Source organism: Hyphomonas sp. L-53-1-40 (assembly GCF_000682775.1).
Classification (GTDB): Bacteria; Pseudomonadota; Alphaproteobacteria; order Caulobacterales; family Hyphomonadaceae; genus Hyphomonas.
On record NZ_AWFI01000012.1, the window covers coordinates 372,591 to 395,405 of the forward strand.

The 22,815-nt window shown below is 59.5% G+C and carries 16 protein-coding genes; 4 read left to right on the top strand and 12 right to left on the bottom strand.

Annotated features, from left to right (window positions below; all coding sequences use genetic code 11):
* The first annotated feature begins 56 nt into the window (after positions 1-56).
* Positions 57-1,103, top strand: a complete 1,047-nt coding sequence (locus tag L53_RS07685; protein ID WP_034813863.1) for a glycerophosphodiester phosphodiesterase family protein — start codon at positions 57-59, stop codon at positions 1,101-1,103.
* A 148-nt stretch (positions 1,104-1,251) separates the two neighbouring features.
* Here the strand turns inward: L53_RS07685 and L53_RS07690 are convergent, their stop codons facing one another.
* The 10 genes from L53_RS07690 to L53_RS07745 form a co-directional block, all read right to left on the bottom strand.
* Positions 1,252-1,458 (bottom strand): DUF3126 family protein, encoded by a 207-nt coding sequence (locus L53_RS07690; protein ID WP_027836519.1) that lies wholly within the window; start codon positions 1,456-1,458, stop codon positions 1,252-1,254.
* Positions 1,459-1,537: 79 nt separating this feature from the next.
* Entirely contained in the window at positions 1,538-2,635 is a 1,098-nt protein-coding gene (locus tag L53_RS07695; RefSeq protein ID WP_156947853.1) for a hypothetical protein, read from the bottom strand.
* Between the two features lie 253 nt (positions 2,636-2,888).
* The gene (locus tag L53_RS07705; RefSeq protein ID WP_034813872.1) at positions 2,889-3,296 is read right to left on the bottom strand and encodes a hypothetical protein; all 408 of its coding nucleotides are present in this window, start codon (positions 3,294-3,296) and stop codon (positions 2,889-2,891) included.
* A gap of 3 nt (positions 3,297-3,299) precedes the next feature.
* The gene (locus tag L53_RS16340; protein WP_051607706.1) at positions 3,300-5,030 is read right to left on the bottom strand and encodes an SUMF1/EgtB/PvdO family nonheme iron enzyme; all 1,731 of its coding nucleotides are present in this window, start codon (positions 5,028-5,030) and stop codon (positions 3,300-3,302) included.
* A 115-nt stretch (positions 5,031-5,145) separates the two neighbouring features.
* On the bottom strand, positions 5,146-6,903 hold the full coding sequence (locus L53_RS16345) for a hypothetical protein (RefSeq protein ID WP_051607707.1): 1,758 nt from the start codon (positions 6,901-6,903) through the stop codon (positions 5,146-5,148).
* Positions 6,904-6,933: 30 nt separating this feature from the next.
* Positions 6,934-8,079 carry an OmpA family protein gene (locus tag L53_RS16350; protein ID WP_051607708.1) on the bottom strand — a complete coding sequence of 382 codons (1,146 nt, stop codon included), beginning with the start codon at positions 8,077-8,079 and terminating at the stop codon, positions 6,934-6,936.
* A 204-nt stretch (positions 8,080-8,283) separates the two neighbouring features.
* Positions 8,284-9,096 carry a serine O-acetyltransferase gene (gene cysE / locus L53_RS07730; protein ID WP_034813874.1) on the bottom strand — a complete coding sequence of 271 codons (813 nt, stop codon included), beginning with the start codon at positions 9,094-9,096 and terminating at the stop codon, positions 8,284-8,286.
* A gap of 70 nt (positions 9,097-9,166) precedes the next feature.
* Positions 9,167-12,286 (bottom strand): efflux RND transporter permease subunit, encoded by a 3,120-nt coding sequence (locus L53_RS07735; protein ID WP_051607709.1) that lies wholly within the window; start codon positions 12,284-12,286, stop codon positions 9,167-9,169.
* 5 nt (positions 12,287-12,291) lie between these two features.
* On the bottom strand, positions 12,292-13,476 hold the full coding sequence (locus L53_RS07740) for an efflux RND transporter periplasmic adaptor subunit (protein WP_051607710.1): 1,185 nt from the start codon (positions 13,474-13,476) through the stop codon (positions 12,292-12,294).
* Positions 13,473-14,183 (bottom strand): TetR/AcrR family transcriptional regulator, encoded by a 711-nt coding sequence (locus L53_RS07745; protein WP_034813877.1) that lies wholly within the window; start codon positions 14,181-14,183, stop codon positions 13,473-13,475. Before L53_RS07745 ends, L53_RS07740 begins: the two co-directional genes overlap by 4 nt.
* A 177-nt stretch (positions 14,184-14,360) precedes the next feature.
* Here L53_RS07745 and L53_RS07750 point away from each other — a divergent pair, with 177 nt between their 5' ends.
* Positions 14,361-14,948 carry a nitroreductase gene (locus L53_RS07750; protein ID WP_233347656.1) on the top strand — a complete coding sequence of 196 codons (588 nt, stop codon included), beginning with the start codon at positions 14,361-14,363 and terminating at the stop codon, positions 14,946-14,948.
* Here the strand turns inward: L53_RS07750 and queF are convergent.
* Positions 14,945-15,412 (bottom strand): preQ(1) synthase, encoded by a 468-nt coding sequence (queF, locus tag L53_RS07755; protein ID WP_034813881.1) that lies wholly within the window; start codon positions 15,410-15,412, stop codon positions 14,945-14,947. The genes L53_RS07750 and queF overlap by 4 nt on opposite strands.
* Position 15,413: 1 nt before the next feature.
* A complete protein-coding gene (locus L53_RS07760) occupies positions 15,414-16,436 on the bottom strand; it encodes a calcium/sodium antiporter (protein WP_034813883.1) in 1,023 nt (340 codons plus the stop codon).
* 220 nt (positions 16,437-16,656) lie between these two features.
* On the opposite strand from L53_RS07760, the gene L53_RS07765 reads away from it, so the two are divergent.
* Both L53_RS07765 and L53_RS07770 read left to right on the top strand, forming a co-directional pair.
* Positions 16,657-18,492 (top strand): autotransporter assembly complex family protein, encoded by a 1,836-nt coding sequence (locus L53_RS07765; RefSeq protein WP_034813885.1) that lies wholly within the window; start codon positions 16,657-16,659, stop codon positions 18,490-18,492.
* On the top strand, positions 18,492-22,604 hold the full coding sequence (locus L53_RS07770; protein WP_034813888.1) for a translocation/assembly module TamB domain-containing protein: 4,113 nt from the start codon (positions 18,492-18,494) through the stop codon (positions 22,602-22,604). The genes L53_RS07765 and L53_RS07770 overlap by 1 nt, the downstream gene beginning before the upstream one ends.
* The last annotated feature ends 211 nt before the right edge of the window (positions 22,605-22,815 follow it).

The window sequence follows — 22,815 nt, forward strand, 5'->3', positions numbered from 1 at the left end:
TGACCCACCGGGGCGGACAGATGTTCGCCCCGGATTTCCCACACAGGAATCATTCCATGAGAAAATACCTGATCCTTGCCAGCCTGTTTCTGGCCGCCTGCAACCAGGCGGCAGAACCGACAGCGCCTGCCGAAGCCCCGGCGGAGACAGAAGTCGATGGCGCCGCAGAGGCTGAAGCCGTAGCTGCTTACAAGTCGCTCGACGGAAAACCACCAATCATTATTGCGCATCGCGGGGCCAGCGGCCTCTACCCTGAGCATACGCTGAAAGCCTACCAGGCCGCCATTGATCAGGGAGCGGACTTCATAGAGCCGGACCTGGTGATGACGAAGGACGGCGTGCTTGTTGCCAATCATGATGGGTATCTGTCTGACACGACGAATGTCTCTGAGCATGCGGAGTTTGCCGACCGCAAGACCGTTCGCAAGACACCGATGGGTGATCTTGATGACTGGTGGTCGGATGATTTCACACTGGCAGAGCTGAAAACACTGAAAGCCATCCAGCGCGTCGAAGGCCGCTCGCATGAGTATGACGGCCAGTATGACATCGCGACCTTTGACGAAATCATTGATCTGGTTCTCGAAAACGCCGAAGCAGGCCGCCCGGTCGGCCTGCACATCGAAGCCAAATGGCCCGCGAACTTCTCCGCTGCCGGGCTCGACATGGTCGACCCGATCTTGGACACGATCAGTGAACGCGGCTTGGTCGAAGCAGGCATTCCGATCTTCATACAATGCTTCGAGCCGACCTTCCTCGCCCAAGTCGCTGCCAAGAGTGACCTGCCTTTGGTCCAGAACCTGGTCGGTCCACCCTATGCCGCCCTACTGGGCCTCGACATGAAGCTGGAAGATATTCCTACAATGGGCGTGGGCGCTCACAAAGCGATGATTTTGACCCCGGAAGGCGGCACGACCGACTATGTCGCGCGTGCACATGAACTCGGTAAGATCGTGCACGTCTACACTGTCCGCGACGATGAACCCGCTGAGGGCTTTGACTCTGCGGAACAGGAACTGAAAGTCCTTATCGAGGCGGGTGTCGACGGCATCTGGACTGACTACCCAGAGACCGCAATCAATATTCGCGACGGGGCCGACTAGTCGCAAAAAATCAAGTACGGCAGAAGCCGTGCCTACTCCCTGACAAGACTGGCGATCCAGAAGGGTCGCCAGTTTTTTCATGCGGACGAGAAAAAGGCCCCGCCAGCGAACAGCCGGCGGGGCCTGATACGAAATCGTTGATCTGGCCTTAGCTGATGTCTTCCGACAGAACCGTCATCTGGAACTGGTAGGAAGTTTCACCCTCGTCCACATCCTTGTAAACGACGGCCAGAAATTCGGCGCCGAGATAGCATTCGACGGAATCATCGGTCTTGTCGCGGGCGACCAGGCGCAGGCCCGGATGCAGTTTTTCCTTGAGATAGGCTTCAAGGCGCAGCGTTTCTTCGCGCTCCATAATCGGGCTCCTTCAGGTCTTTCGGTTCGCGGCGCAACGTAGAGGTTTTCGATACGGTTGCAACCGCAATGCCTGTAAATCAGCTGCGCTCTGCCTCCAGCGCGCAATGGGCCGAGAGGCTTTCCAGCACGCTCTCAAACCGGCTCGGAAGCAAGCGCTGAAGTTCCGGCTTGTCGATCTGGTTGCACTCCATCAGGGACAACACCATCGCGGTCTCATCCTGAATCGTTTCCATATTTTCCAGAGCTTCCCGACTCGCACCGGCCTGACGCAGGGCGATACCATTCTCGCGCGCAGCAATATGGCGAACCGTCAAATTCCAGGCGAGCGGAAGGATGTCGTCGATCCGCTTGGTATGGTCCAGCGCCGCAGGCCAATCCTCATCCAGAATGTGAATGAAACCGATATTCTCTTCAGTATAGGCAACGCCAACTTGTGTCGCGCCCCGCTCGGCCCGGATACGCGCGGCGGTGCGAAGCTCAGACAAGGCCTCCTGCAAGGCTTCTTCATAGAGGCGCCCTTCCGGCAGCTGGCGCTGGGCCGCCAAGGCCACTAGAGTGGTGCCGACGCCGTGATGCGCCATCTGTTCCTGTTCCAGCGTGATGTCTTCAGGATCGGCCAGGATCAAATGCGCCGCCTCGCTGAAGGCCCGATAGGCCAGCAACGCATCCCCACGCTTGCGCAGGCACTGGCCTTTCCAGAGCAGCAGCATCGGCTCATCCAGATCACGGGCACTCGCCTGGTTCACATAGTCCACAACGGTGGAGCAGCCGCCATTCCAGACAAGGGACGCATCATTGGCATCGCGGTATTCCAGCATGGCGAGTCCCGCTGCCCCGATCGCCTGATCGGACAATTGCTCGGCATCCATGAGTTGCTGAAAGGCTGCGCGAACATCGCTCGACTCAACCTCGCCGCCCCAGTCGTTCAATGCAGCTTGCAGCAGCAGGTGCTCTTCATCCTTCAGCAGGCGAACTTCCCCATCATCGGCGCGCAGCACCATGCTGACCACTTGGGACGTCACATCATTCATCGTCTTCCCAAGCACATGGCTGCGCGCGATAGAGATGGCGCGGTCCTTGTAAGCCGCAATCTGGCGGGCAGATCCGGCCTGTTGGAGTTCGCGGGAAAGCTCGCCCTGACGACGGGCAGACTCATTCTCTTCGCGGATAGCCACCAGCTGCGCCTGCGTCGATTCCCGCTGGCGGCTGGCTTCCCCTCGTTGAGGCGCGCTTGATAGGCATATTCGGATTTCAGCCCCTGTAGCGCCACATAGAAATAGATCACGCTGCCGACCGCGATCACCGCCGCCGTCACCAGCAGAACCGCCAGTGCCCGGATCAGGAAGCGAAAGGCTTTCTGCTCGCCTTGCAACTCACGAAGCAGGTCCAGTGACGTAACCGGGGTCTTGCCGATATCTGATTGCGGGCTCATGCCGGGCTCCTGTGAGCGAGAATGGGCGTGTCGGCTCCGTCCCAGACAGTTGGTCCGAATACGGGCTCCAACAGCAGACGAAGGCCGGTGTCCGCATCGTCTTCCCGAATGAACGCCTCGGCGATCAGGAGTTTGATCCGCATCTGCCGTTTGCGCCACATGCGCAGCGCCGCGCCAATGGCGGTCGCCACGAAAAAATTGGACGCGCCAATCATGCGTTCCGGATTCTCCGCAAACAAATCCTCTCCGAATGGCAGGGGATAATGCCCGAGCAGAGTGGAGATGAAGACACTGAAAGATACGAGTGCCATGAACATCGCCCCGAGCAAGAGATAGCGGTTGAGCCGCGCCTCTGCCTTCAATTCAGCCCGGTGGTGGCTGATCAGGGGGCTGATCGTCTTCATCCGCTAGTCCCTGTCCCTCGCCACACGGAATCCGATCCCGTCATCGCGCCCGGTGTCTGGAAACCCGTCACGAAACGCCGAGCGCACATAGGACGGCACCTTTTCCCAACTGCCGCCCCGTACCGCTCGGGTCCGGCATCCCGGCTCGTCATAAATGGTCGCCGTGCCGAACCGCCCCAGATAAGACCGCACGCTGCAATCGGCGATCCATTCGGCGACATTGCCATGCATTTCGTGCAGGCCGAAAGCATTCGGGGGATAATAGCCGGCAGGCATCGGACGGCGTGGCCATGTGCCTTTGGGGCTGCCATTATAGACCCGTGATGCGTTGAAATTTGCTTGTGAGTCGCTGAGCGTCTCGCCGGTATGGAAAGGCGTGGTTGTGCCCGCCCGCGCCGCATATTCCCACTCGGCCTCGCTCAACAGGCGATAAGGCTCGCCCTCCACGCGAGTGTTCAACCAGTCGATATATGCCGTTGCCTCGCCCCAGGTAATGTTGATCACCGGAAGGCCCGATTGCTGCCATTGATCACTGCGTGTCGCATCGCTCGCTTCATTGCCAACACAGCCTCCGGCTGCGATGCATGTATTGATCTGTCCCCAGGTGATTTCGGTGGCGGAAGCGGCAAAAGGTTCAATCGTGGCGCGCCATTGCGGGCCTTCATTATCCTTGCGCTCTTTCTCTCCGTCAGGCGAGCCCATCAGGAATTCGCCGCCTGGAATGGCTACCATTTCCGGACAATCGGAGCAGTCCCGGAACTTGCGCTCGGAAATGTCCCCGCCCACTGTGGCAGCATTGAAAGCCGCTGCGCGAAGCAGGCTGGAAACTTCCGTGAAGGCGGGCTTTGAAGCGCCGCCGCCTGTCTCTGCCGTGGCACCGCCTGCGCTACGCGCAGAAGAGTTACGCGCGCCATGTGGTGGCAGGCGGGGCGAGGTGCTGACCGGCGCTGGCTGGGGTGCTGGGCCGCCAAAGCATCCCGCAAAGCAGAAATCAGCGCCCGTGAGACCGGAATTGTAGAAAGGAGTCTGCAGGCCGTTGGTGGACTGGTTCACGCGATCCGCAACGCGTTTGAAAACCTGTTCAGCGATTAGATTCTGCTGACCAATCGTCTCGGCCAGCGCCAGGGCAAAGGTCGAATTTCCGCCCTCGCCATCATAGGCGACATAGCCGGGCGCCGTGGAATAGGAAATGAGCAGGCCGCGCGCAGGCTTCACCTCGGCCAGTCCGCCGGCAGCGCTGCGCGTTGCGCTGGGCAACGGATTGTCGCGACAGGCATCGAGAATGACAAAATTCACCGCATTGCCGGCGTGTTCGACGTAGCGCAACGCATCGCCGAGACGTGGCGCCTGTCGCCATACATCCTGCTCTGAACGGGCATTGGCGTCCACCGGGACGAGATAGTTCAGCCCCTGCGACTGCACGCCATGCCCGGCATAATAGATCAGGCCGACGGAGGCCGGTCCGCCAGCTTTGAGCCGCGCGCCATGACTGGCAAAGGCCTGCTCCATTTCTTCTTCAGTGCCATCCAGCACCAGATCGACGGAAAAGCCGACCTTGCCGAGCGTGTCCGCCATGAGCCGGGCGTCTCTTGCCGGATTGGCGAGCTGCCACCCGGTCTGCTGGTAGCCTGAATTCCCTATGATCAGGGCGTATCGAGGGGGATCGCCGCTTTCGGCCAAGGCAAATGGGCCCAGTATCAGGCATAGGAAAGCTGTCAGTACGGTCCGAAGCATTGCGGGCGTCCCCTTCCGCTGGTCGCTACATCGTCCCCCGAGCGCGCAGTGTTAACTAACCCCAATTCCCGGTTTGAGAAAAGGGGTCAGCTGGACCGATTTGCCAAAAGCCGGATCAGGCCTTGCCGGGACGTTGGGCAGCTTCCGGCTGTACCGCCAGCAATTTTGCCTGTCCGACCCAGTCATCGCGCTGGATACGGCCCTTGAAATGCTCGAGCTTGTCATCGACCCACTTGATCTCGTCCGGACCCCATTCGGCAATCTGCCAGAAATAGAACACGCCGATTTCATTGAGCAATTCGGCCAGCATCGGGCCAATCCCGTTGACGCGCTCAAGATCGTCATCCTGACCGAAAGCGGCGCTGACCAGCAAGTTCGCCTTGTCATCCGGCCGACGGGCCGCCGCGATGGGATCGACGCCTCGGCGAACCTCAACTGTGCGGACGGTTTCGGCTGCAGCCGGAGGAGGAGGGGGTGGAGGCGGCGGTGGTGGCGCAGCCGGAGGCGTTTCGGCTTTTGGCGTGAAATGCGCCTGAGACAGCGGCACGCGCTGGCTATAGTCGATTTCGGTGCGGGAATAGGCCGTTTCCTGCAGGGTGCGCACCATATGGTGCATCGCCGCCATGCCATATTCGATAGAGGTCAACCGATCCTCGACGGCGCCCATATTCAAGCGGGCTTCCATCTTGCGCAGCGAATTGGTGACGCTGGACAGGTCAGGATCCTGCAAGTTGAGGACAGATTCCTGAAGCGCAGCGAGACGACGTTCCAGCGGCGCAACATCGGGAAGCGACTGCATGTCGATGCGGAGCGCTGCCATCGACGATTCGAAGTTGGCGAGACGCGCCTGGATTGGCGTCAGGTCTACGGGCGTACGGTCCATCACCGACACATGGGCTTCGAGCGCCGCCAGTTTCGAATGAAGCGCTGCGGTGCCTCCCTCAAGATCGGCAAGTTTGTTATGGGTGATCCGCACATGGTCAGGTGCGCTCTTCATATCACGCTCGATCTGGCGAAGCGTTTCAGTAACCGGACCCAGGTCAACTTCGGTCTGGGACAGTTCACCAATGGCCGTTTCAAGACGGGCCAACCGGTCACGCAGGCTGTCGACATCCGGCACGCGCAGCGACGCGAGCGACGACGACAAGGTCTGCAGACGGATGGTCATGCTTTCATTGTCTGCCTTGCGCTGGGCATCCAGCCCTTCCGCAAATTCGGCGAGGCGCGCCTCCATCTGGCCAAAATCACTGCGAATCGGCTCAAGATCCGTCATCGGCACGTCGAGATTTTCGAGTGCCAGTTCAAGCCGGGCAAGGCCGCTATGGATCGGTCCCAGATCAACTTCCGGCACTTCAGGAAATGCCGGCATTTCCTGTGGCTCTGAATTGACCAGAACGTTCACATTGTCCTCGATCCTCGACAGGCGTGCCTCCAGGCTTTCAAGGTCAGTGTTCTTCAACTGCCCCACGGCCATGTCGAGATCCGCCAGCCGCGAAATGACGGGGTCAAAGCTGGACCCACTATCGGTGAGCCGGGTCTCAATAGATTCAAGGCGGGAATTGATCGGAGATACGTCAGGGATGGGCAAAGCCGTCAGACGGTCGCCGAGACTGTGAATATTGGCGTGGAACTCATCTCGTGTGACGGGCGCGGGCAAACTCGAAAGCCGCTCCTCGATAGCCGCAAAATGCGCGAGCAGGTCATCGCGGGTCACACCAGACCGCATTTCCGAAAGCGCACTGGTCTCCATCAGCTCTTCATAGCTCTCGGTGACATCCTCATAACGATTGCGCATCCACCAATAGGCCAGCATTGCGCCCGCCAATGCGGCGAACAACATGAGCAGCAAGATCTGGATGAGAAGAAACCACATGATGTTTACTTTCGACGTATCAGGAGGAAATCATTCGGAAACACGGATCACCCGTATCTCTATTCGGCGGTTCAGGGCGCGACCCTGAGCGGTCGTGTTCGGCGCAACGGGGCTGGCATCGCCATAGCCGGTTGCGACCAGCCGGTTCGGCGGTACTCCCCGCGCGATCAGCGCGTTGCGGACAGCCTCGGCACGCGCCTGGCTCAACTGGCGGTTGGTTTCAGGTAGACCTGTGCTGTCAGTGTAGCCTGCAATACGCAGCGAACCGGGACATGCTCGAACGGCTTCGGCCACATCATCCAGCAAACTGGCACTTCCCGCTCCGATCACTGCGCTGGAGGACTGGAACTCTATCCGCGCATCACCCAACAGGTCGGACAGCGAGGACTCGCAGGAATCCACGGCCTCCCGTGAAATGATATCGACCGCCCCGACTTCGCCCATGGGGACAGGCGCCAGCGCGATATCACGGACAGTCGCCGCATCCGCGGCTGGCAGTTCACAGCTGAGCGAGAAGCGGTTTGTGTTGAAGCCCGACACACCGCGATCACAACGCGAAACCGTGTCCACGCCGCGCAGGGCGATTTCGAGGAAGCCGTCCGGTGACGGGTCATTAGTGATAGACAAGCTGTCCTGAACTGACACGATACGTGGTGGATTGATTTCCGTACGGGCCGCCGCAACCACCTGTTCCCGCACCGTATTGTTTGGCATGTCGCCATCCAGCGTCAGCACACCATTCGCGACCCGGAACGACCAGTTGATGCTGCTGGCGGAGGCTGTCTCTCCCAAACCACTCCAGTCGAATCCGTCGCGCACCCGTGTGACGGGCCGTGCCTTGCCAAGCAGGGTCGAGGCGCGCGCTTCGCGCACAGCGGCGAGGGCTCCTTCGGCGGCCTGCCGGCTGGGCGGGCGGCCTTCCAATGTCACCCATTGGCCTGACACGCGCGGCCGGGCCCAAGCCGCATCGATATCAGCAAGTGCCTGAGCAGCAGCGCGTTCGGTTGAAAGCTGAATGACACCGAACGCAAATGGCCATAGCGCGAACGCCATAAGCAAACCCAACGCGATGATTGGCGCACCACCATACGGGACAAATGGCAGCCGGTCGCTCTGTGCCCGACGCACCTTGCGCGTACGCAGAAGCCGGCCTTCGGTGCTGGTACTGTCACTCAAACTGCCGCCCTCGATTCAGATGCAATCAACGCCCCACCCAATACCGGGCATTGCGCTAAACATTATCTGAAACAGAGGCCTGCAACAACATTCCGATCCCGAAATGAAACGCTGGTAGAGACAATAAAACTGTCAAAACTTGCTGCAATTCAGCCGTGACGAGAGTTGTATTCACCGCGAACGCCTGTCAGGCGAAACTTGGGATTACTTGCCCATCTCGTCGGGAATCGTCTGGTCCATGGTCTGGGCCGGATGACAGCAGGATGGACCGCTGACAATCCGGGCCGGAACGCCCGCAACGGTGCACTTGGCGGGCACGTCCTTCAGCACGACGCTGCCGGCCGCAACCTTGGCTTCGTCACCGATATGGATGTTGCCCAGAACCTTGGCACCAACCGAAAGCAAGACACCCTTGCCGATCTTGGGATGGCGATCGCCGACTTCCTTGCCTGTGCCGCCCAATGTCACCCCGTGGAGCAGTGAACAGTCATCGCCAACAATCGCTGTCTCACCAATCGTGATTCCGGAGGCATGGTCCAGCATGACGCCTGTGCCGATGCGGGCGGCGGGGTGAATGTCGACACCGAACAGTTCCGAAGCGCGGCTCTGGAAATGGAAGGCCAGCGTTTCGCGGCCTTCACGCCAAAGATGATTGGCGACGCGATACGTCTGAAGCGCGAGGAACCCCTTGAAGTAGAGGAAGGGTTGAAGCATGCCCCGGCAAGCTGGATCACGCTCAAGAACGGCCTGCATGTCGGCTTCAGCCGCGGTCACCAGAGAACGGTGGTTATCATACGTATCGCTGAGTATATGGCGCACCTGCTGGGTGCTCATGACCGGGCTCTTGAGCTTCTCAGCCAGATGGAACGACAGAGCCTGACACAGGGTCGAATGCGCAAGGATCGCGGAGTTCAGATAACTCGACAGCGTCGGCTCATCCGCCGCAGCGGCGCGCGCTTCAAAACGCAGGCGGTTCCAGGCGGGCGCCGGGGCGCCGATATCCGGGTTCTCTGGCATGTCTCTTCCTTCCAGTCCCTGACTAAACGAGATGGGCGATTTTTGCCCGAGTGCAAGTGTTGGCAGCCAATTACTCAGCTGGCATTTCCGAGCGGTTAAACACATGGCGCATCGCGGTGCGAACGGGTTTTGCTGTCGTGATGCGAAATACTGCGGGCGTGAAGTACAAGGCCAGCAGCGCTGATCCGCCGACCCCGCCTGAAATTCCCGCTGCCAGCGGCATCCAGAAAGAGTCCCCGGTCAGCAGGATCGGCACAAAACCGCCCATTGTCGTCAGCGTCGTTGCCACGATGTGCCGAGTGGCGTCCACGACCACTTCGCGCTGGGCAATCACATCGTCGGCCATCGCTGCGGGATTGGCCCTCAACAGGGACAAGACCACGATGGAGCCGTTGATCGCGATCCCGAACAGGCCAAGCCCGCCGATAATGGCATTGAAACCAAATGGCAGATTGAACAGCCAGACCCCGAAGAAGGCGAAGCCGAGCGACAAGAAGCCGGAGGCGAGTACGAGCAGCATCATGCGGAACGAGTTGAACACAAGCATGATTGCGCCTGCCATCACCATGACAAGCGGCACGCCTACGGCGGCAAGATTGCCAACGGCATCGCTGGAGTTTTCTGCCTCGCCACCGACGACGACCTCATACCCCGCTGGTACATGAAAACCGGTTTCCGCAAAACGGGCCTGATAGTCCTCCAGCACCGGTGCCGGCAGTGTGTAGGGGTCCAGATAGGCCAGAATCTGATTCATCCGCTGGCCGTTCCGGCGCGTGATGACTGCTGTCTCCGGAACGAGCGTGACCTCGCCCAATGCGGAGATCGGCGTGCCAGAACCGTTGCCGACCGTTGCCGAGCGCAAATCTGACATACCGGACCGGCGCGACATCGGCGCGATGACTTTCACGGGCAATTCCTCGGTGCCTTCAAGGACCGATCCAGCCCGGACACCTTCGAGCTCCGCGCTGAGGTCTGCCGCAATATCAGTGAGGCGCTCGCCCGCCATTGCAGAGGCGGCTTCATCGGCCTGCAAGCGCATGGTCGGCGCGCCAAGCTCCAGCGAAGCCACGGTGTAGGTTACTCCGGGGGTTTGTCCGAGCACGGCGCGTGTCTGGTCCCCAATCATGTTCAACGTGTCAAAGTCATTCCCCATGATCCGGAACTCAATCGGCGCATCCGCAGGCGGGCCCTGTTCGAATGGCAGCGCCAGAAAACGGGCGCTCGGGAATTCTTCGCGCACCCTGCGCTGGACTTCTCCGACGATTTCATGCGTCCGCTCATTCGAATCCAGCTGGACCCAGCCAGATGCAAAGCCTTCAACACCTTCGGTATTGTTGATGATATTGTAATAGACTCGCGGAGAGGGCTGGCCGAGCACCCATGTCACATCCTCGACCCCCTCGATGCCACTGATCATCTCGGTCGCGCGATGGACCAAATCGACCGTATCGTGGATGTCTGCCTCGGGCGAGAGTTGCAGCGACACCTGAAACTGGTCGCGCTCCGTCTGCGGAAAGAATTGTGATGGTAGTTGGCCAACGAGCCAGAAGCCGAACACCGCAGGGGCGACACCCGCCAGAATACCCAGCGGCGGATAGCGCAGCACCATTTCAATAGAGGCCCGGTAGCCATCGGAAATGAAGTCATTCGTGAAGCCGTCGCGCCACCAGCGACGCGGCCGCTTCGCATGCCCCGTCTCCCAGCCCCGCTTGCGGTCAAACCAACCGGCCATGGCCGGGATAACCGTGATGGATACCACGAAAGAGGCTGTAATCGAGAACACGACTGACAGGCCGATCATGCCGACAAACTCTCCTGCCCCGCCGGGCAGCATGGCGATGGGCGCGAAAGCAAGCGCCGTTGTCAGGGTGGAGGCCGCGAGCGGTGCTGCCAGATGGTTCAGGCTCTTGCGGATCGCTTCGAAACGGTTCTGCCCCTTGGCGCGCAACTGGTCGAATTCGTCCACCACAACGATCGCATTGTCGATCAACAGGCCAAGTGAAATGACAAGCCCCGTCACCGACATCTGGTGCAGCGGGTGACCAAAAAGGCTGAACAGGATCAGCACGAGGCTGACCGTCAACGGGATGGCCATGCCGACCACGATGGCCGAACGCCACCCCATCGTGACGAACAGGACGAGGACGACGATGAAGGCGGAAAACAACAGGCTCTGCGCAAGACCGTTAAGGCGGTCATTGGTGTAGAGACTCTGGTCGAAGATTGTCTCGACCTTGAGCCCTGGCGGCGCGGATGCCGCAAAATTTTCAGATATCTCACGCGCACCTTCAGCCCATTTATCGACGCGCTGGCCGGGCGAAATATAGACGCCGACCATGACCGTGCGGAGATTGTTCTCATAGGCCTGCTGAGTGGACGGATCGGCAAAGCCCTTCTCAACCCGGGCCACATCGGCCACGCGAACAGCCGAGCCGTCGGCACGTTGCAAGAGCGGAACCTGGCGAACACGGGATATGCCATCGAATTCACCGCCGACCTCAAAGCCGATCGTGCCGCCTTCCCCGCGCAAACGGCCCGCTGGTGTCTTGCTGTCAGCCGATGCGATCAATGCCGCGGCCTGCCGGAAAGACAGGCCGGATGCTGAAAGCGCTTGTGGATCGACGACAACGCGCACTTCCTCGACGGGCATGCCATAGGTTTCGGTTTCTTCTGTTCCGGGCAGGCGTTGAAACTGGTCTTCGAGATCAAGCGCGAGACGCCGCATGACAGTGAGCGGCGGATCTCCCTCGCCGGTCCATGTCAGGCCCACCACAAGCGTCGCGGCGCCGACATAGAGGCGTTCGACTTCGGGCGTGCCGACGCCTGTTGGGAACTGCGCACGGGCCTCCTCAACCTGCCCTCGGATCAGAGTCCAGGTATCATCCACTTCGGCTTCGGACAGGTCTTCCCGAATTTCGACCCGGACCTGCGAGAAGCCGGACCGGCTGGTCGAGGTCACGTCTTCGATTTCGGGCAATTCCATCAGCGCCGCTTCAACCGGTTCTGTTATCAGCGCCTCGATCCGCTCAGCGTCTGCGCCGGGGAATGGCGTCAGCACATAGCCATAGCGTTCAATCAGGGTCGGGTCTTCCTGACGCCCCAAAGTCAGCATTGCGCCCAGTCCGCCAATCAGGACTACGAGAATGGCAAGGATCGCCAGGCGCGGCAATTTGAAGAAGAGTGTCGACATCGGGTCTAGCCACCATTCACGGTGGAGGCGCGGTGAACATCCCGCGGCTCAACCGGCAAGCCAGGCACAATACGCTGCAGGCCATTGGTGATGACGCGCTCGCCATCCGTCACCGCGCCGCGCACGAAAGCGCGGTCACCATCAGTATGCACCATTTCGACCGGGCGCGTTGCAACCTGCCAGCCTGAGCCGACCGGCTCCGCCACATAGATAGTCCAGAGGCCGCGAGAGGCCGTCGACAATGCTTTCACCGGAACCCAGAAGCCCGGCTCGTCTATATTCCGCTCCATGGTCAGACGGACCACAGCGCCGGAAGCGACGATTTCGGCATCATTGATCTCGAACACAGCTGCGACCGTGCGCTGCGCCGGGTCGATCACGCCGGTCACGCTGCGCAAGACAGCCTCAACTGCCCCTGTATCGGCCTGCAAAGTATACGCATCTCCAGGTATCAGGCGCGCCGCGCTGTTGGCGGGTAGCCCGATGCGCGCTTCGAGATGCGCTGCTTCGACCAGATCCAGAATCGGTTGGCCCACGCCGGCAATCGCGCCCTCATCGGACCTGCGCGCCGTGACCACGCCATCGAACGGCGCCGAGATGCGGGACAGGTCAATCTGGACACGGAAAATATCGGCTTGCGCCTTGGCCGCTTCGACTCGGGCCAGCGCAGTATTCGCCTGGGCTTCGGCTTCATCGACCGCCTGCTGGGATACGTGGCCTTGCATCTTGAGGGTACGTTGTCGCTCGACCGTGCTCAGGGCGAGAGAGTGCGCAGCGCGCGCCTCCTTGACCACGGCGGTGGCCGATGCGAGTTGGGCGCGCAGGCCGCGCGTGTCGAGGCTTGCCAGAATGCTGCCCTGCTTGACGCGATCGCCCACATCAACGGCAATGGTCTCGATACGGCCACCAGCGGAAAAGCCCAGCGCAGAATTGCGTCGCGCTTCGGCAAGGCCGGAATAGGTTTCGTTCAGCGTGAAGGCTGTGGTCAACTCGACTGGCGCAACCTGCACCGCCATCGGCACAGGCGCGACCGTGGCCACTTTGGGCCCCTCTTTGCTGCGCAGCTGCGTCGCAGCCAGCACAAGGCCGCCGCAAACGAGCAACAGGATGATGAGGAAGAACAGCCCCTTCAGGGCCGTCGGCCGTTTGTCACGTGCGGTATCTCCGGCTGTGTGATCAATGTCGGTCATGGGTTTTGTCCTGGCAGGCGGCCACTTCCAGTCCCGTCAGCAGGCTTTAGCAGCCCACGGATCTGAAGATCGGCATGGAATTCAATGAAGTCTGTTGCGGTCATCGGCTGTTGGTTCGGGACGAGCTGATGGAATTGCGGCATGTGGATCAGCAATTGCGCGAGCCCGTGAGAGGCGGCCCAGATTGATTTGGCTGCCATGACGGGATCAAGCGAAGGATCAAAAACCTCAAGCTCCTGCCCTTCGGTGACCATACTGATCAGCACGCCAAAGGCCTGTCCTTTCTGAGACGCCACAAATCCGTCCCAGGATAATGGCGCGGCACAGCCTTCCGGGACGGTGCTCTGGATGCTGGAAAAGGCGGCGGCGTAGTGGAAGGGGCGAGTCACTGCAGTCTCCACATAAGTGGCCACGCACGCCTTGGCGCGTTGCAGAAAAGGACGGTCTGCACTGGAGCTGCGATCAACCTTCTGAAGGAGCCGCTCAAAAAACGCCTCTTTCAACTCATCAATCAATTCATCCTTCGAGCCGAAATACTTGTAGATTGCGGAGGGTGAGTAATCGATCTCGTCGGCGAGCCGACGAATTGACAAGCCGTTTTCGCCTTCCTTGGCGAAAACGCGCTCTGCGGCGGAAATAATCGATTCCCGCACGCGCAAGCGACGACGATCGGCTGGCGTCGCTTCGGAAACGTTATCTGTCTGCATATGGCACATTACTCGCGCAAACCGTTCAGAAAGTGAACACTGTTCACTCTTGTACGCCTCCCGACGCAATTGCTCAAGCCTGCAATCGTTAATGACCGCCTTTAAGAACGAGTCTCACCCTCCTATGTTGCCGCGATGACAAAGCGATTCCCCCCCGCCCCAGCCATTGCGACCCCCATGCTGGCAACACGCCCAAGCGCCGAGGCGCGGCAGCTGCTCGCCTTGCGACGCTCTGCCGGAAAACATTTTATCGGTGAGCCGGGGCCGTCTCCCGAGGCGCTGGATGAATTGCTCGAAATCGCAGCGCGGGTACCAGACCACCGTCGGATGACCCCCTGGCGGTTCATCGTATTTGAAGGAAAGTCCCGCGAAGATTTCGGGCAGGAGCTGGCGCGTATTCGGGGGGAAACGCTTGAAGGCGCCGAATCCCGCGATTTGCTGGAAGCCGCCGGTCTTTTTCTGCGCGCGCCCGTGGTGGTCGCGGTCATATCTGCTCCAACGGATGACGGCCGCACGCCCGTCTGGGAACAGGAACTCTCCGCCGGAGCGGTGTGCTACAATCTGCTGCTTGCTGCGAATGCCAGCGGATGGGCCGGGGCCTGGCTAAGCGAGTGGCCAGCCTTCGATAATCAGGTTGCGGGAAGTCTTGGCCTGTCCGAGACCGAACGGGTCGCCGGCTTCATCTATCTCGGAACTTCAAAAATATCCCCACCGGAACGCGGACGGGCGGATATGTCTGCACTCGTGACCCGCTGGACGCGCTAACCGCGACCGCGATAGGACGCAACGCCCGTATCCGGCACGTGAAGTCCGGCAGGCACCTCGCCGGACTGCCAGAACACATCAATCGGGATGCCACCGCGCGGGTACCAGTATCCCGAAATACGCAACCAGGTCGCTTCTGTGAAATCGAAGATTTTCTTGCCGATGGATACGGTGCAATCCTCATGGAAAGCGCCATGATTGCGGAAACTGGTCAGATAGAGCTTGAGGCTCTTTGACTCTACCAGCCACTGACCCGGCGCATAGTCGATCACAAGATGTGCGAAATCCGGCTGGCCTGTCACCGGACAAAGCGAGGTGAACTCGGGGGCCACGAAGCGTGTCAGATAGAGCGTGCCAGCGTGCGGATTAGGCACGCGCTCCAACTGGGCGTCTTCCGGGTTTTGCGGTTGGTGGGTCTGCTGGCCGAGTTGGTCCAGGCCCTGATAGATCGGATTGTCAGCCATATTATAGGATCGCCGGTACGGGAATGAGATTGAATGTCAGCCCCATATAGAGCGCATAGCCCAAAAGGAGAACTGCTCCTTCCCAGCGGGCGATCAGCTTGCCGGAAATTGCAAACAGCACCATCAGCGCAACCGACAGGACGAGCGCTGACATGTCGCCAACACTAATCAGGCTGTGGCCCGCGCCAGAGGCCAATGCGTCCGTTGTCACATCTCCACTCGGCATACTGCGCACGCTGAACGGGTGGACGAGAGCTGTCAGGCCGAGAATACCTAATATATTGAATATGTTGGAACCAATGATGTTGCCGAGCGCGACATCGGCCTTGCCGCGGAAAGCCGCGATGGCAGACGTGGCAAGCTCTGGGAGACTGGTCCCGACCGCCACGATAGAGAGCCCGATGACCGTCTCGCTGATGCCAAACTCTCGTGCAATGACTACGCCGCCGTCGACAAGCAGTTTCGCGCCGACCACCACGCCCATAAGACCCGCCAGAGCAATGAATACCCCCTTCACCACGCCGTAATTGGCCTCAACCGTTTCGCCTTCCCCGGCGTGCATTTCAGCCACCTCGTCGCCAGCTGCCTGGTCGGCAAACAAGGAGAAGGCAATATAGCCGAGCAAACATGCGACCAGCACAAATCCTGCAAGGCGTGAAAACAGGTCAAACCAGATCAACACGCACAGAAGGGCGGTAACAATGACCATGATGGATGTATCGCGCATCAGGGCGCTTGGATTGGTAATGATGGGATGGATCACCGCCGCCACGCCGAGCACCAGAAGGATGTTGGCGATGTTGGAACCAACGACATTGCCCACCGCTATGCCGACTGCACCTTCATTGATCGCGCGCAAACTGGTCACCAACTCAGGGACCGACGTGCCGAAACCGACTAGAGTGAGGCCTATGACCAATTCGGAAATGTTGAGCTTTCGCGCAACGCTGACCGATCCTCGAACAAGCCCCTCCCCTCCGATAAACAGGAGGACGAGACCGCCCAGAACCATCAGATATGTCATGAAAATCCCCGTAGGAAAGATTGAAGTTACGAATATGGGGAACAGCCCGACGTCGCGCAATCAGGCCCATGATGACTATTTTTGCGAAGCCAGGACGCATCGCCCACATGCAAAAAAGCAGCTATCGGATTGGAAGTGACAAATTTCAGCAAACTTGTTCACCGTACACTCAGCTAGATGGCGCACATAACTCAATGAATACACAGGGATCGAACACAGGATGGTAAACCGGGCAGAACGCCCAGCGGAGAGTCGTGGCCTGCCCTTCGGCAGGACTGCTGTCTGCTGTCTTGCGCTCAGCCTGATACCCGCCTGCGCCTACCTTCCTTTTACGGGCGATGACGAAGCTCAAACGTCCGACACGACCACAATTCCCGTCACAATTGATGGGTTGCCCCGAAATCTGGAAGCAGGTGCGCGCGACGCAGTCGAAATTCGCGCGGGAGCGCCAACCAGCCTGCTGGACGTGCGCCGCCGCGCCACACAGGCTGCAAGTGCCCTGGAAGAATACCTCGCCTCCGAAGGCTATTTCACCGCCATTGTCAGCCCAGACCTCGTGGAAGACATGGACACTCGTCCACGCCTTGATGTGGATCTGGGTGATCGGTTCACGATCGCATCGGTGGCCCTTTCCGGCGTTGATGACTTGCCCGCAGATGTCAGCAACCAGATCGACGCGGTTACGGATGGATTGGGTATCGGCACATGGGCGGTCACCGACGACATCGAGTCGCTCGAGAAGCGTCTCGTCAATCAACTCCGCAATTCCGGATACGCGTTTGCGGAAAGCAAGGGCATCGACGCGCTCGCATCCCGCGCCGAGAAAACCCTGGAGCTAACCTACAAGCTGGTTCCGGGACCTCGCGTGAAGCTGGGCGAACTCGTTATTCCAGACTCGCTGGAAACTGAAGATCGCGCCATCAATATCCTCCGCAACTGGCGGCCGGGCGACTATTTCGCCCCTGAGAAGATGGAAACCTTGCGAACGCGCGTACGGGGAACAGATCTCTTCGACGGCATCGGCGTGAACATTCAGAAGACAGCCGACAGCGATGGGCTGCATCCCGTCGAACTCCAGCTTTCTGAAGGCCAGCGTCGTTCTGTCGGCGCCGGTGTCAGCGTTTCCACATCTGATGGTGTCGGCACGACCGCCAGCTGGGAGAGACGTAATCTGACCGGTATTGGCGACACGCTCGGTGTCGATGCCCAGATCGCAACGCGCGCAAGCGAGCTGACGCTGAGTTATGAGCGACCGAACATCGGCCGCTATGGACGTGACTTCTCCGCTGAGACAGGCGTGCGCGCGGAAGAAACCGACGCATACGACCTACAAGGCGCGAGCATCTCAGCCAGCCTGTCCCAGCCGTTCAATGACCAGTTTACATTGTCCGCCGGCACGACGCTGGACGCCACTCGTTCCACAGACTACGAGCTGCGGGCCCAAGGCGAGGACGACTATGTCGAGCAGGTTACCCTCTCGTTTCCCCTTGGCGCGACCTACAACACGGTAAAGGCGCCGCTGGACCCACAGGCTGGCAACCGCGTATCGCTTGGTGTTGAGCCGGGTATTTCGTTCGGGGACGGTGAAGCGTCCTATACTCGGATCACCAGTTCCGCCTCGACGTATCGAAAGATCTCCGACCGTCTGGTCGCGGCTGTGCGCGCCGAAGCTGGCACGTTCCTGGGCGATGAAGGGGTGCCGGTCGATCGGAAATTCTTTGCGGGCGGTGGTGGGTCCGTACGCGGTTTTGAGTACCAGTCTCTTTCACCGACCGATTCCGACGGCAACATCATCGGCGGCGACGCCATGTTCGCTGCCTCGCTTGAACTGCGTTGGCGGAAGTCCGAGCGGTGGGGCTATGTCGCCTTTGTCGACTCCGGATATGCAGCTGACTCCATCGACGAAGCCTTCGGCGAGATGCGGACATCGTTCGGACTTGGTGTGCGGTTTTACCCTGGCTTCGGACCGGTCCGGTTTGACATCGCCACCCCACTCGGCCGCCGCGATGGGGAAGACCCGGTTCAAGTCTACGTTTCCATCGGACAATCCTTCTGATGGCCGTTCTTACATCTCTTCTCGGTATGATCCGCAGGCGGAAATGGCTGGTGGCCACCCTGTCGGTCCTCCTTGTGCTGGTCGTCCTGCTCATTGCTGCACGTATCTGGATTGCCTCAGACGGTGGGCGGGCATTTGTCGAATCTCAGGTCGATGGCCGTGAAGCGGGGCCATTGGGCACCATCCAGATCGATGGCCTCAGCGGTGATCCTTTGGATCGGCTCGGCGCATCACGCATCACGTTGACTGATTCTGAAGGCGTGTGGCTGAGCATGGAAAATGTCGCCATCGCCTGGTCACCTGCGCGGCTGATGTCAAAGACCGTGAAACTTGACCTTGTTAGCGCCGAGAAAATCGATGTGGGCCGCCGCCCCATCCTGGAACGGGAGGAGGATGAGGATTCGGAATCTTCCAGCAATTGGGCCGTGTCCCTCGATCAACTTAGTATCGCGGAGCTTTTGTTGCAGGAAGGTGTGGCCGGTCCACGCGCTGCGTTTGATATTGATGGCCAGTTTCGTTTGCCGAAATCGCGCACGTTCGATCTTTCCCTGACAGCGCTTCCGCTCGAAGGCGTTGGCGACCGGGTGGATGCTACATTGAAGCGCACAGCCTCAGGTGCCTACCGGCTGGACGCAGAAGTCGACGCTCCCGCTGGTGGCACCCTGGCCACACTCACAAATCTCCCCGACGGCGATAGCGCTTCGCTCAGTGCCCGCGCCAGCGGAACGCTGGATGATGGCGATGGCTTTGCCCAACTGAAGGTATCAGGGGCGACCGTCGCAGAATTGACAGGCAAGATCACGGCTGGCGGCTTGCTGGCCAGCGCGGACATCAACGCATCGCGCCTGCCAATCTCCGAACAGCTGAGAACACTTATCGGTTCTGCTGCCACCCTGAAACTCGACGGAGATATTGAGAAGGCGAGCATTCCTTTCAACTTTTCCGGCACGCTGGCATCCGGGTCCATATCCGCAAACGGTGTATATCGCAGCCGCCAGCGTGACTTCGACGGCCCGATCAATCTTGATGTAGCGTTTTCTGGCCTCAGGGAACTGGCCAGCCTTGATGCCGATCTGGTCTTTTCAGGCTCTCTGACTGATCCCCGTGAGGCTCCCGGACTGACTGGCATTGCAGCGCTTCGCGCAAATGCGGGTGCGGACCTGCCTTTCGAGAAAGTCGAAGGGCCGGTGGAGATCGTATCTACCGGACGATATGTTAACTTCAAGGGGTCGCTGACGGGAGCTGGCATCCTGGCAACAAACGCTACGGGTCGCCGGATCGCAGGCCAATCACCGAGGGTGGATATCGCAGGCGATTATAATCGGGACACCGGGGTCGTCACTCTTGACCCTTCGACTGCACGTCTTGCCAAAGGACGCATAGCAGCAAGCGGTGCGATCAGTATACGCGAGAAGACACTTGACGTTCAGGCACGACTTCAACAGGTGTCCGGCCTCCTGTCATCCGCCCCCAACTTGTCCGCCACTGGAAGTCTCGCGGTGACGGGCCCGTTTGCCGCCCCATCAATCGTAGCAGACGTCAAGGCGCAGGGCATAGACGAGGTGAATGCGACAGCCACCAAAGCTTTCGGAGATATCGCGCGGCTGCGCGCCACAGTTCAAAAGACAGACTCCTCTTATCGTGTACGGACCGCCAGAATAGACGGTGACAATCTGAATTTGTCCCTATCGGGCACCTATGCACCTGGCGGGGCCGCGAACCTGTCGGGCCAGTTCACACAGTCCGATGCCATCCCTATCTCAGGTTCGGTAATCGATCTCAGCTCCGGCATCTTCCAGCTTTCCGGCCCAAGAGGCGTGGATGCGATAAGCCTGGCATCCTCAGGCGGCGCGTTTAGCCGCGGCTCCATTGATATCTCTGATTTGCAAACTTCCGTAGATTTCAGACGGTCGGACGATGGCTGGGCGGGTCCGGTCGCCTTGCAAGGTATTGCTGGCGACCACCCTGTCGAGATCACCTCCACGGCATCCTGGTCTGACGGTGTGTTCGCACTGCGGGACATCCAATCCGACTATGAGACGGCCCAGCTTTCAGGGTCACTCTTGTATGGCGGCGAGCGCGGGCTCGACCTCAAACTCAGAGTAGCCGGAGACCGATTTGATCTCGGGTCGCGGCATGTCGGTGCATTTGATGTCGAACTGAGCGTGGACCGGGCGCAGGACGAGGACATGTCGATTACCGCCTCTGGCCAGGTTCAGAATGTTTGGCTCTCACCGTCGCTTCGCTTCGACTCAGTGGACGGACAAATTCGCAATGCCCCGGAAGGCTACAATTTCGCGATACAGGTCGAACGCGAACATACTGCCCGGCCCACTTCGCTCAACATATTGGGTGAGGCGGATTTCGGAGCCGAGTATCCTAGCGGCCAGATAGAACTGGATGGCACCTTGCTTGGCGAGGCTGTCCGTTCCGTTCAGCCCGTCAGTTGGCGGTTGGGCGAAACTCCCTCGGTCGAGGCGAACATCGCCATCTTCGGCGGGAATATCGAAGCGCGCATTGCCGAGCGAACCCGCACGCCCCGCATGACCCTGACGGTCGACAGTGTCGACCTGGCTCCGGTCCTGGCTTCAGCGGGGATAGCAACGCGCCGTGTGATGGTGAATGGCAATGGAGACTTCCTGTTATTCGGAGCAAATCCGGAAGGCCAGTTCGACATGAATGTCGAAGGCCCGTTACCCGGACTCGAGCGCGCGCTGGCCATTGATCTGGCAGGCCGACTGAGGAACGGCTCGCTGATCGTGGATGGCGCAGGCGATTATGGCGACTTGCGACTCGCGGGGTCCGCGACCCTGCCGGTCGCTGCCGATCCAGAGGGTATCGCACACCTGGACATGGACCGCCCCTTGCAGGGAACGGCCAATCTTCAAGGTGATTTGTCAGATTTGAGATCACTCGCCCTAGCTTATGGACATGATATTGGCGGTGTCATAGACGCATCGGCCGACCTGACCGGAACACTAAAAACACCCACATTCAGCGCTGAAGCAAAGCTAACGGATGGCACCTATGAGTTCGGGGCAACAAGCCTCAGGCTCGTGAATTTGAATCTGGACACAGATTACGTCGACCGGGCCCTAACCTTGCGCGGGAGTGGCAAAGGGGCTGATGGCGGTACGGTGAGCATATCCGGTACACTCTCGGCAGACGACACCAACCTCACGACCGATTTTGCTGACTTGTTGGTCTATAATCGGGATGGCGACTCACTTCGCGTGGATGGCAAGGTCAATCTCGCTGGTGGCGCAGACAAGCGGACCGTTTCCGGAAATGTCGACGTACAATCCGCTCGGTTCAATCTCGACAATCTACCATCATCCAAAGCACAGGCCATCGACGTGCGCTGGAAAGAGGATGGCGATGCAAGTGACAGTCAAAGCGCACTCAGGCATTCACTCGCGCTGGATATGCAGATCACGGCGGACCGCCGGGTCTTCATTGATGGCCGCGGACTGGAAAGCGAATGGGGAGCAGACCTGAAATTGACCGGGACAGCCGCCGATCCGCGACTCAACGGCACGGCCACAATGCGTCGGGGCACTCTGGACCTGGCAGGGCGACCCTTCGTATTCGACAGCGGTACGGTTTATTTTGACGGACCTCTGCGACGGGCGCGCCTGGAGGTAGAGGCAGACCGGACTGTCAATGGGTTCGAAGCGAATGTCGCCCTGACAGGCACACCCACGAGCCCCTCGATCGAGCTGACAAGTTCCCCCGATCTGCCAGAAGACGAAATTCTGTCACGCCTGCTATTCGGGCGGTCCTCGGTGGACCTGTCAGCGCTGGAAGCAGCTCAACTGGCCAATTCAATTGCGCGACTCAGCGGTAACAGTTCCGGATTCGACCCTACATCCGGGCTTCAAGCCGCCCTTGGTGTGGACCGGCTATCATTCGGAACCAATGATGAAGGCTCGGCGCAAGTAGGAGTCGGACAATACATTGCAGACAATGTATATCTCGAGTTGAACTCGGCTGGCGCGGCGGGCAGTTCCGTTGAAGTTGAGTGGGAGCCAAGACCACAAGTCTCCGTTACTTCAGAAACTACTACAGATGGCGATGCCACGCTCTCAATTAAGTGGAAAAAAGATTATTAAAAATTGCAGAGGATCAATCCACCAGAGGTGGGATTGAGGGCATGTTGATCTGGATTAAGCAATAGCAGAGAACGCTGCTTTTAATGGGTTTTTCAGCATCTCAAACAGGTCCACTATCAGGGCAGTAACCAAGATGAAATGCGGAATTCGTTGTGCATTCCATTTTCTTGGGTATCAGCAACCTTGCCATAACACCCTTCGCGGGAAAACT

Excerpts from the sequence above, each read along its gene's own strand:
- L53_RS16345 (WP_051607707.1), bottom strand. The coding sequence starts at position 6,903 with ATGTGGTTTCTTCTCATCCAGATCTTGCTGCTCATGTTGTTCGCCGCA.
- cysE (WP_034813874.1), bottom strand. The coding sequence starts at position 9,096 with ATGCCAGAGAACCCGGATATCGGCGCCCCGGCGCCCGCCTGGAACCGC.
- L53_RS07735 (WP_051607709.1), bottom strand. The coding sequence starts at position 12,286 with ATGTCGACACTCTTCTTCAAATTGCCGCGCCTGGCGATCCTTGCCATT.
- L53_RS07690 (WP_027836519.1), bottom strand. The coding sequence starts at position 1,458 with ATGGAGCGCGAAGAAACGCTGCGCCTTGAAGCCTATCTCAAGGAAAAA.
- L53_RS07765 (WP_034813885.1), top strand. The coding sequence starts at position 16,657 with ATGGTAAACCGGGCAGAACGCCCAGCGGAGAGTCGTGGCCTGCCCTTC.
- L53_RS16340 (WP_051607706.1), bottom strand. The coding sequence starts at position 5,030 with ATGCTTCGGACCGTACTGACAGCTTTCCTATGCCTGATACTGGGCCCA.
- L53_RS07705 (WP_034813872.1), bottom strand. The coding sequence starts at position 3,296 with ATGAAGACGATCAGCCCCCTGATCAGCCACCACCGGGCTGAATTGAAG.
- queF (WP_034813881.1), bottom strand. The coding sequence starts at position 15,412 with ATGGCTGACAATCCGATCTATCAGGGCCTGGACCAACTCGGCCAGCAG.
- L53_RS07760 (WP_034813883.1), bottom strand. The coding sequence starts at position 16,436 with ATGACATATCTGATGGTTCTGGGCGGTCTCGTCCTCCTGTTTATCGGA.
- L53_RS07770 (WP_034813888.1), top strand. The coding sequence starts at position 18,492 with ATGGCCGTTCTTACATCTCTTCTCGGTATGATCCGCAGGCGGAAATGG.
- L53_RS07685 (WP_034813863.1), top strand. The coding sequence starts at position 57 with ATGAGAAAATACCTGATCCTTGCCAGCCTGTTTCTGGCCGCCTGCAAC.
- L53_RS07750 (WP_233347656.1), top strand. The coding sequence starts at position 14,361 with ATGCTGGCAACACGCCCAAGCGCCGAGGCGCGGCAGCTGCTCGCCTTG.
- L53_RS07745 (WP_034813877.1), bottom strand. The coding sequence starts at position 14,183 with ATGCAGACAGATAACGTTTCCGAAGCGACGCCAGCCGATCGTCGTCGC.
- L53_RS07740 (WP_051607710.1), bottom strand. The coding sequence starts at position 13,476 with ATGACCGACATTGATCACACAGCCGGAGATACCGCACGTGACAAACGG.